Source organism: Sporosarcina sp. P13, from assembly GCF_002743055.1.
GTDB lineage: Bacteria > Bacillota > Bacilli > Bacillales_A > Planococcaceae > Sporosarcina.
The window spans coordinates 1-9215 of sequence record NZ_PDYM01000056.1 but is presented as its reverse complement, the minus strand read 5'-3'; the positions used below and the strand labels follow the sequence as shown (position 1 = coordinate 9215).

Below are 9215 nucleotides of genomic sequence, written 5' to 3'. Positions count from 1 at the left end.
AGGGCGGGCGGTGAACCACACTCCTCGCTTCGCTCGCTAGGTGTTTCACCTGTCCCGCTGATCCTCCCGGAGTCGCCGGCTTCCGCTCCGATCAACTAAGTGACTACGAATAAATCATGTAACGCAATCGCGCCTGTTTGCTTACTATTTATTCTCACGTTTTATCTTTTTAACAACAAGATAGTCGATTATCAAAAACAAAATTAATATGATAAAAGCATAGACGAAACCGTTCTGCGGTAATTTTAATATTAGTATTATCCCAGTAAGCATAACAAGAGTAAATGCAATCCAATAGACTTTGCTTTTTGAAATCCTCAAGTGACACACCTTCTTCTTGCAGTAATTATGATGTCTAATGTATTTTTCATAGCAATAAAGTGGCCCGATTCAGGCACAATCCTTATCTCGCAAACGCGCCCGTTAACGGCATACGACCTTCTTTACCAATCAGGTCCATCTTTCCTGTCACCAATCTTCAAGTTAAATGAACTGGTATCTAAATTGTTATTTTCGACGGACTCATAAAAAGTCGATTTAATCTCTTCTTTGATGGATTCAGTTGCATCTTTATTTTCTAGGATATACTTTACCTCAATATCATCTTTCGAATTAATTACAACCATCATTTGAAAAGCATAACCTTTTCCCTTTAATTTAGTGTTTACTTGTTCAAAAAAACCATCTTTTTGATAAAGGAGGGTTGAAATTTCTTCTACTTCTTTTAGGTTCTTTTCAGATTCCGTTTGCATGTCAGGATTCATTGAAGGGGATATTTCAGATGCCGTTCCTTTTGTTAAGTAGTTATTGATAAATAGAAAGGTTACAAAAAGTATAATCACAACTGTTCCAATCAAAGCGATTTTCCCTTTGGTCACTTTGTACACTCCTTTTTTTACTTTAAATATATGAATGTACAAAGGCTTTTAACCTCAGTTATGATATTTTCCGGCACAGATCGCAGCACAGTGCTTATTCAAGAATTGCGCTCGGTAACTGAGGTGTGTCGTTATTTTCCACTTTTTATATGGTCATTCAAATTATCGATTTTCTGTTCTATTCGGTCTAGTCTTTGCTTCCGCTTATTACTTCCACGGACTAACAATACAACCAAAACAATAATTAATATTAAAAAACCTAATGATACCAACGTAACTAATATATCCCCTAAATTAATCTTTCTCTCCTCCTCTTAAAACACATTAAAATAGCCCTTATATGTAACAAGGGCGCGTGTTCTTGCTACACAAACGCGCCCGTTTGCAGTATATTTAAACCAGTTCAACTGCATTAGATAAAAGTATTGAAAATAAACTGTTCTCCTATCTTGCCTATTTTTCTTTTGCCAGTGTCACTGAATCCAACCCTTTTATATAAATTTTGCGCTGGTATATTTTTATGATTAACAGCTAATATAATTTCATCGTATTCAGAGAATTCTTGATTAACAAATTGTTTAATTAAATTCATCGCCTCTTTAGCAAATCCTTTTCCCTGTTTAGAATTATCTATTGATAGTGCAGTTAACAATAATGCCCTTGGATTATCTGTAAACTCCTTTACCCTATCAGTTGATTGTAACAAGAAAAATCCAACCGGTTCATCATTACTTAAAATTACAATTGGGTACTGATCATCAGTTAACTTCTCAAGTATGACAGCTGGGAAAGCAGTATATTGTGCCTTTTCAGTAGGTAGCTCGAATTCCTTTAATGCTTTTAAAAACTCTGGCTTATATTTTTCTAATTTTACTGTTTGTCTTAAAGTGCTCACAAAAAACAGCTCCTAGTATCTATATTTTTGTGTTTCTTGGTTTAATTGTGTTTTCGAGGAATACAAGATGACACGGGATATTAGTTAGCGCTTCTTCCTGAGCTTACAGATCCTTTATAGAGATTAAACCCCAAGTTAAAGATCCAGGGCTTGAACAGCCGCATCCATATCGTCCTGTGTGATGCCTATATAACGTAAAGTAACGCTCTCGGAACTGTGATTGAACATTTTCATCAAAAGCGTAATATTCGTCCCTCGTTTTATTTGATGATAACCAAACGTTTTTCGAAGCGAATGTGTCCCGATATTTTCAAGACCCAATTCTTCGGCAGCATCACTTATAATTTGCCACGCTTGAACCCGTCCAATTGGTTGGTTGGTTCCTTTCCTGCTTTTAAATAAAAATTCATTTGGATTGCCCTGGTAATGATTTTGCACATAAATTTCAATGGCTTTTTTAACGCCTTTTGAGAGCGCAACTTTATTTTCTTTTTTTGTTTTTTGTTCAATCAAAATCAAGTGATTTCGAACTTTTAGTTTTTCATCCATCACGTGGTGAAACTGCACCCGGATAAGATCAGAAATTCGGTAAGCTGAATTGATCCCAATCACAAACAACAAATAATCTCTTTCTCTTTGGGCCAACAAGATTTTTTTCATGCTACTGATTTTTTGCAGCTCTCGAATCGGTTCAACAAATTTCATGGGGTGTGTATCCCTTTAATCAAACGGGATAACCCTCCTTTCGGATTTCAATGTTTTTATTCAATCTAACTTAACTACCATTATAACACATACTATGTTAGATTCAGATTGCGAATAAAAAAAGGAATTAAAATAAAACAGCCTAAACCACTGATATGAGTGGGTTTAGGCTGTTTTCTGAATCTAACATATTTATACTGTGTTAGATTCGAAAGTTTATTAAAAAATACCTCTTTTTTTATTTATTAACTATAAAATCAACAGTGAGAGAAAGTGAGTATTGTAACATTCACTTTTTCTTTTTTAAAATTGACAAAATCGTAAATTTATCGCACAATTTTTAGTGCACCGCTCCAAGAAAGAACTTGGTCAAGCATAGTATTTGCGTTGGCTGCATGGTAATCAGCAGGTTTGAACACACTCATGCTTTCAAAGTCAGACATCAGTGAGAATGTGACTGCCGTACGTACGTCAGCAACTTGTAGCTCACCCAATATTAGACGTAGATTTTCGTGTGCACGCGTACCGCCCAAGCTACCATACCCAACAAAGCCAGCTGCTTTATTGTTCAATTCTGGGTTCAAGAAGTCCAGTGCATTTTTTAGTGCGCCACCGATCGCATGGTTATATTCGGGTGTTATAAAAATATAGCCATCGAAAGAAGCCATTTTTTCCGACCAAGCTTTTATTTGTCCTTCAGCATCTGGTTGTGCATTCGCTGAGCCTAAGAACGGAAGATTATAGTTTGCAAGGTCTACAAGTTCATACTCCGCGTCATTCCGTTTTTCCGCAAAATCATGCATCCATTTTGCTACAGCATCACCATTCCGACCTTCACGTACACTTCCTTGAACAATACCTATTTTCAATTTTTCGTTTGTCATTGTTTTTTCCTCCTCATTAGATCTACCTAATAGTCTGTTTAAAAACCCCACTGTAACAACCACCAATACGATTTATTTCTTACCTGCTTCAATACTTTATCTTTACAAATTTATCACCCTCCTTAAATCCCTAAATAAATACGATTCCCAGAAGGGTCATAAGTAATAAAAGAACCGTTTTCTTCTGTTACAGATGCACCAATACTCTTCAACTGCGCAATAACATTATTCCTTGCTACCTCATCTGCTAAAACAATCGTAAACGACTCAAGACCAACACTATTTAAAGGAGGTGTAGGAGCCCCAACCCCCGCCCAAGTGTTTAAGGCAATTTGATGATGGTATTTACCAGTAGAGATGAAAAGTGCCTGATTACCAAACCGGTTAACCACTTCAAAACCGAGTCCCTTACTGTAAAATTCTTCAGTTTTTTCTAATTCGGAAACATGTAAATGAATATGTCCCATGACTGTCCCAGCCGGTAGGCCTTTCCACGACTGCTGTTTCCCTACGGAAAGAAGGTCTTCAAAATTCAATGGATCCACTGCCATTGCCACTTCACCGTTAATCCAAGTCCATTCAGAAGGTTCGCGGTCTATATAGATTTCAATGCCATTTCCATCTGGATCTGCCAAATATAATGCCTCACTTACCAAATGATCCGATGATCCATACTGAAAACCAATTTTCATAAAATGATGTACGATTTCCGCTAAATCAGAACGTTTAGGCAGAAGAAGGGCAAAATGATATAAGCCCGTAGTTTTTCCTTGCTTCGGAACAACATTGTCTGGTTGCTCAATTGACAACACACTCGTTTTTCCATCTGTTGTTAGTTTAACTGTCTTATCAGTTTGCTCTAAAATTTGAAAACCAAGAACTTCCTGATAAAACGTAAGTGAACGATCTAAGTCTTGCACCTTAATATTTACGTGACCTACAAAAGTGTTTGGTTTACTATGAAATTTCATATTTATTGCCCCCATTTTTATTTTCCTTCTTCTGAGCGAAAAATTTTATTACCTAACGAGAAAGAAGAGCTGTTTGCAATCGCAAGGAAAATAGCCATAGCAAGTAATGCTAATTCCAATTCATACCCTGCCATTTGACCATCGCCAAGAAATCCTGCCGAGAGTTTTACCGTAAAAATTGCCCCCAGCATAATAACACTAAACAATACTGAAACAATTCGTGTTCCAAGTCCGAGTATCAACATAATACCGCCGAGTAACTCAATAGTTGCAACAATATAAGCTAAAAACCCTAAAATACCAAGGCTTTCAAAAAAAACAACCGTGTTTCCGATGCCCCCTTGAAACTTGGATAATCCGTGAATGAAAAAGGTAAGTCCTAAAATCACTCGTAAAACAACTGCACCTGCATCATTTCTCTTCATTTTCTTTTCTCTCCTTTCCCATTACTTACTTTATGTAACTTACTTTATAACAGAAACTTAATTCCGTCAAGTAAGTTGGTTACATATTATTTTAACTCGAAATGTTGTATACTACATATAAAGGAGTGAACAGAATGAAACAATCCATTATCTGTCCCCAATTTGAAAAAGCCATCTCGCTTTTAAGTCAGCGCTGGACAGCTTTGATTATCAATCAAATATTATCCGGACCACATCGTTTTTGCACTCTCCAATCTTCTATCGGAATTAGCGGAAAAGTTTTGTCGGAACGCTTAAAAGACCTAGAACAAAAGGGTATTATAAAACGTGAGGTTATACCTGAAACACCTGTTATTATTGAGTATTCATTAACAGAAAAAGGGTATTCATTAGAGCCAGTTTTGAAAGAAATAGAAAACTGGTCTCAGTCGTGGGTGGAGATAGGGAGTGAAGAAACGTAAGGCAATGGTATGTCCTTATCTAACCAATGAAAGATCAATAAGAGTCGGCTGCCCTGCAAAGGCAGCCGACTCTTTCAAATCGAACATATTTGTATTCTGTTAGATTCAGAAGTGTTTAACTCCATCACTAAACAAGAGGAAACCTCCATGTGAAGGAAATTAGTTCTTCAACTAAAGCACCCTATAATTGAATAAGAAAATCTTCTGTTAATAAGTGAATTGAAATTATAGTTTGTTACAAAACCTGTTTAATCATTTTCTTTTACTTCACGTTCATTTAAGGATTGAACAGGTCGATGATTGTCAGGGGAAATTTTGCAGAATTTATCGATTTGTTCTTTAGACATTTCAATAGACTCCTCCAATACAACCCATTTAACAGCTTCTGAACATGGAGGACAAGGTCCAGCAATTACTGGTAAACGACAATAACCATTAGGAAGTGCTTGTGCATTGATATTCTTTTTAAACCATTGAAGATCTGTATTCTCAACTTCACTCTCTTCTTCATCTATTTCCTGAATGCTACCGTTGTTCGTCACTAAGGTTTCCTTGAATTTCTCAAATTCTTTCTTTAGGGGGGGCCAGACGTCAAAACGCGGATATTATACGCTAAGAGATTTTTTGGAAGAGAAGACACTGATCTTGCTACATTAAGCACTTTTCTCACCATAAACCTTCGTTTTCGGTGACTCTTAATAACTATCTTATCTGCTGTTCTTCAGTTAGATTTTTCGTATCCAAAAGTTAAACCGAAAACAAATAACCAAAACATAGTCTTAATAACGTTTTTAGTTACGTTTTTTTACAATATTTGTCTTAACGTATAATATCTGCGTTTTGTCAGCAGGACCCCAAGTAGTTGTTCTTCAAAATTAGCACCTGATTACTTTAAGTAAATCTTTTCATAAAGTTAGTACAAATAGATGGGAATAAATATATTTCGCTTCCCAAGACCTTTCCCATGAAATTACACTTTGTCAAGGAAAAACAATGCAATTTAATAAATCCTAAGTAATTGTTCACGAGTTTGTCACTTACGAAAAAAAATATATTTATCTATAATTACATTTATGTTCTAAAAGAAAGGATGTTTTGTAATTTGCCTAGTAATAAAAAAGAAGGTATTATGTTCGGGATTTTTATGTGTTTTGGAATGGTTCTTATTATGTCGGTTTATAACACAGCTTTGCAGGGATTTTCATCATTTACAGTAGTTAGTGCTGTAATTCAGTTTATTATAACTTTTATAATTGCATTTATTGCAGAGTCATTAGTTGAACCACAAGCTCGTAAATTAGCACTATCACTGCCTTATGACAAAACAAAGGAAATCAACTTTATTGTCGCACTGGCTTTTTGTATGGTCCCATTAATGGTTCTTATTATGTCAGTTTATGGACTTATTTTAACGGTGTTAATGACGGGAATTGAAGGTTCAATTTTATCAACTTACCTTAAAATAGTTGGTTTAAATTTTATCGTGGCGCTTCCATCGCAATTACTAATTGTTGGACCAATCTCGCGTACTCTATTGACTAAATACATTAAACCTTTAACACAAAAATCAAAATTATATGCGTAAAAATAAGTAAGCTACTCTTCAGTAGCTACTTTTTTTATTTTCAGTCTTTTACATTGTATTCAACATTTTCCCCTATGCTATATCATTACTTTTAGTAAACATACGTTTACAAGTCATCTGAAATAGAAATCCATTATGCGCAGTATTTAGTCTACTACGTAAAGAGTTACTCAACAAAATGGCCCGATTGCTTAACGGGTGCAAATGCTTGTTCAAGCATTGCACCCTTTTGATGGGCAAAGTGAAAAGAGTTACAATTCACTTTCGAAATTTACTTGGGTCCTCGATCCTTGTAGATACAACCTCTCCACAATTCAGGCAGAAGGTCAATATTTTATTCGATCCAACGGATAGCTTTTTGTCTAGTGGCTTAACTGCCATAAAATCTGTACCTTCACCAAATTCAGTACCGTTACACTTTGGACATTTATTTTTATTCATTCGTAACATCTCCCTTATATTTAACTATACAACCGGGCTCATTAAACCAATCCAGAGTGCAACTCTTATTCAGAAAACGCGCCCGATTCTGGCAAACGTTATATGACTATTCGATTCATTAGTATGTTATAATTTCGAACTTCATTAAGGACAGTGTTAATAGCATCATTGTAATTAAAAAGCTATTAATATTGTACGTTCATCATTACTATCTGTAATAAATTCAACTTTCTTGTACTTGGCAGCTACTGCTTGGTCGTAAAGACTTTGGATAGTGGCTTTACTTTTCGAGTAGATTGTTACATAGGATGAATCCACTAGCAGAAAAACAAACTGACAATCACTTTCTAAAAAATCCTCATACGTCTCAATTTTCAATTCAGATTCAATTTTCATAGATGCTTTTAAATCAGCAAAAATTAAGTAATATTCATTTTCAGAAATTAGTTTAATAAGTTCTTTACCGGTTAAATTAGTTATTGTGCCAAATAGGTCTGTACCGAGCGTACCATTTTCAATGACATATGCTTCCCCACCGCCAATCTGCCAATCCCATCTTGATATATCAACTTCTTTTAAGATATCAAATAACTGTTTACCGTATTTATTTGGAATTTCAAAGGAAACTCCTCGCATCACTATCCCCCCTTTTTTAAGATAATGTGGCCCGATTCTATAATTTTAGGCGCATATCCTTGTTCCAGAATAGCGCCCGTTAGTAAATCAATTATTTATTGTCATCCTGCATTTTCTTTAATTCATCTAATATAATTTTTGTACAAGTAACTATGAGTCCACCTAGTAAAATCATACCCATATATATAGGGTGTAAGTGCGTTTCGGCAACTCCTCCCCAAGAAAATATTAACGGATACACTATAGGAAAAACCCAAAAAACCAGAACATAAAAGCCTATAACTGTTCCGATTATATATTTCATTTAAGAACTCCCTTCTAAACATAATGGCCCAACAACCGAATACTTTGCTAAGCAATCGCACCCGAAAGCGGGATAGGGGTTACTCGTTTCAATTAATTAATATGAAATTTCAGTCTTCTTACATCAAAGGCTTTTTCATCCTCAGTTCCAAATCCGTAACCATCGAAAATAATTGATTTTACTGGAACGAGCGGGATTGATGCTATTTTCCACTTATTATCTTCTAGTACAAGAACCACAAAGAAATAGTTAACCCCATTTATGTTATACTCATTTTCGTGGTAAACCTTATAATCAACCGCAACATAAAATACTTTTTTATCACGATATTGATCAATATTACGACTCGGCACATAATTCCTAGCATAATCATACGGTAACTCTTTCCAGTCTACTAATCGAGCTTTTCTAATATTGAGTAAACCTAACTTCTTTTCCTGGTTTTCTTTATCATCCAAAAAACCTTTTATTATATATGATTCTTCCTTAACAAACCACTTATCTACTTTTGCCCAATGACCTTCATTTATATCTTTAAAATAGCCCTTCATTACTTCAATTGCTGATTTATATCCAACTTCAGTAACGCTTTCCCTAATATAAGGAGAAGTATCTTTTGGATTTGCAATTACTGTTCCATAATTCAACTCACAAATTAATATACCCAATGAAACCAATAGAAGAAAACTACTTTTGTTCAATTTCATCACCCCAAATTATAATTGGGTTTAGTATATCCAGTTCAATTACAACAATCCTTATTCAAGAAAATGGCCCAATTGTTGAACGGACACTTTATACTTAATACACTCCGTTGCTTGAAGTGCAGGCGTCGACTCCGAGAGGTTCAGCGTGAGCCTTGAGACCCTGGACGGAGCGAAGCGAAGGAAGCGGCTCAAGCCACGCCCTCCGGAAAGCGTGCGCCGGAACGGAAAGCAACAGTATACGCAACAAAGTGGCCCGTTTGATGCGCAACGGTTGTTCAGTTAACGCACCCGGTTGATGAGGAGCGAGACATTTAATTTTTAAC

12 protein-coding genes are annotated in these 9215 nt (G+C 35.6%); 2 read left to right on the top strand and 10 right to left on the bottom strand.

The genetic code is table 11. From position 1 onward, the window contains the following. Window positions 1–443: 443 nt before the first annotated feature. The 6 genes from CSV79_RS15985 to CSV79_RS15955 all read right to left on the bottom strand — a co-directional run bounded on the left by CSV79_RS15985 (window position 444) and on the right by CSV79_RS15955 (window position 4758). On the bottom strand, window positions 444–878 hold the full coding sequence (locus CSV79_RS15985) for a hypothetical protein (protein ID WP_099690045.1): 435 nt from the start codon (window positions 876–878) through the stop codon (window positions 444–446). A gap of 412 nt (window positions 879–1290) precedes the next feature. Then, window positions 1291–1773, bottom strand: a complete 483-nt coding sequence (locus CSV79_RS15975; protein ID WP_099690043.1) for a GNAT family N-acetyltransferase — start codon at window positions 1771–1773, stop codon at window positions 1291–1293. A gap of 135 nt (window positions 1774–1908) precedes the next feature. Then, window positions 1909–2478, bottom strand: coding sequence for a site-specific integrase (locus tag CSV79_RS15970; RefSeq protein WP_099690042.1), 570 nt, complete (start codon window positions 2476–2478; stop codon window positions 1909–1911). Between the two features lie 326 nt (window positions 2479–2804). Beyond that, window positions 2805–3362 carry an NADPH-dependent FMN reductase gene (locus tag CSV79_RS15965; RefSeq protein ID WP_199171945.1) on the bottom strand — a complete coding sequence of 186 codons (558 nt, stop codon included), beginning with the start codon at window positions 3360–3362 and terminating at the stop codon, window positions 2805–2807. Between the two features lie 122 nt (window positions 3363–3484). Then, window positions 3485–4333: a VOC family protein gene (locus CSV79_RS15960; RefSeq protein WP_099690046.1), complete on the bottom strand. Its 849-nt coding sequence runs from the start codon at window positions 4331–4333 to the stop codon at window positions 3485–3487. A gap of 17 nt (window positions 4334–4350) precedes the next feature. Further along, window positions 4351–4758, bottom strand: a complete 408-nt coding sequence (locus CSV79_RS15955; RefSeq protein WP_099690040.1) for a DoxX family protein — start codon at window positions 4756–4758, stop codon at window positions 4351–4353. A gap of 134 nt (window positions 4759–4892) precedes the next feature. On the opposite strand from CSV79_RS15955, the gene CSV79_RS15950 reads away from it, so the two are divergent. Beyond that, entirely contained in the window at window positions 4893–5219 is a 327-nt protein-coding gene (locus CSV79_RS15950) for a winged helix-turn-helix transcriptional regulator (RefSeq protein WP_099690039.1), read from the top strand. Between the two features lie 248 nt (window positions 5220–5467). Here CSV79_RS15950 and CSV79_RS17500 read toward each other — a convergent pair whose 3' ends face one another. After that, a complete protein-coding gene (locus CSV79_RS17500; protein ID WP_199171944.1) occupies window positions 5468–5761 on the bottom strand; it encodes a carbonic anhydrase family protein in 294 nt (97 codons plus the stop codon). 560 nt (window positions 5762–6321) lie between these two features. On the opposite strand from CSV79_RS17500, the gene CSV79_RS15940 reads away from it, so the two are divergent. Beyond that, window positions 6322–6804 (top strand): DUF2798 domain-containing protein, encoded by a 483-nt coding sequence (locus CSV79_RS15940; protein WP_099690038.1) that lies wholly within the window; start codon window positions 6322–6324, stop codon window positions 6802–6804. A 615-nt stretch (window positions 6805–7419) separates the two neighbouring features. Here CSV79_RS15940 and CSV79_RS15930 read toward each other — a convergent pair. The 3 genes from CSV79_RS15930 to CSV79_RS15920 all read right to left on the bottom strand — a co-directional run bounded on the left by CSV79_RS15930 (window position 7420) and on the right by CSV79_RS15920 (window position 8886). Then, window positions 7420–7881, bottom strand: a complete 462-nt coding sequence (locus CSV79_RS15930; protein ID WP_099690036.1) for a DUF2691 family protein — start codon at window positions 7879–7881, stop codon at window positions 7420–7422. A gap of 91 nt (window positions 7882–7972) precedes the next feature. After that, window positions 7973–8185: a hypothetical protein gene (locus CSV79_RS15925; protein WP_099690035.1), complete on the bottom strand. Its 213-nt coding sequence runs from the start codon at window positions 8183–8185 to the stop codon at window positions 7973–7975. A 92-nt stretch (window positions 8186–8277) separates the two neighbouring features. Then, the gene (locus tag CSV79_RS15920; protein ID WP_099690034.1) at window positions 8278–8886 is read right to left on the bottom strand and encodes a hypothetical protein; all 609 of its coding nucleotides are present in this window, start codon (window positions 8884–8886) and stop codon (window positions 8278–8280) included. Window positions 8887–9215 lie beyond the last annotated feature (329 nt).

Excerpts from the sequence above, each read along its gene's own strand:
- CSV79_RS15955 (WP_099690040.1), bottom strand. The coding sequence starts at position 4,758 with ATGAAGAGAAATGATGCAGGTGCAGTTGTTTTACGAGTGATTTTAGGA.
- CSV79_RS15970 (WP_099690042.1), bottom strand. The coding sequence starts at position 2,478 with ATGAAATTTGTTGAACCGATTCGAGAGCTGCAAAAAATCAGTAGCATG.
- CSV79_RS15965 (WP_199171945.1), bottom strand. The coding sequence starts at position 3,362 with ATGACAAACGAAAAATTGAAAATAGGTATTGTTCAAGGAAGTGTACGT.
- CSV79_RS15960 (WP_099690046.1), bottom strand. The coding sequence starts at position 4,333 with ATGAAATTTCATAGTAAACCAAACACTTTTGTAGGTCACGTAAATATT.
- CSV79_RS15930 (WP_099690036.1), bottom strand. The coding sequence starts at position 7,881 with ATGCGAGGAGTTTCCTTTGAAATTCCAAATAAATACGGTAAACAGTTA.
- CSV79_RS15925 (WP_099690035.1), bottom strand. The coding sequence starts at position 8,185 with ATGAAATATATAATCGGAACAGTTATAGGCTTTTATGTTCTGGTTTTT.
- CSV79_RS15950 (WP_099690039.1), top strand. The coding sequence starts at position 4,893 with ATGAAACAATCCATTATCTGTCCCCAATTTGAAAAAGCCATCTCGCTT.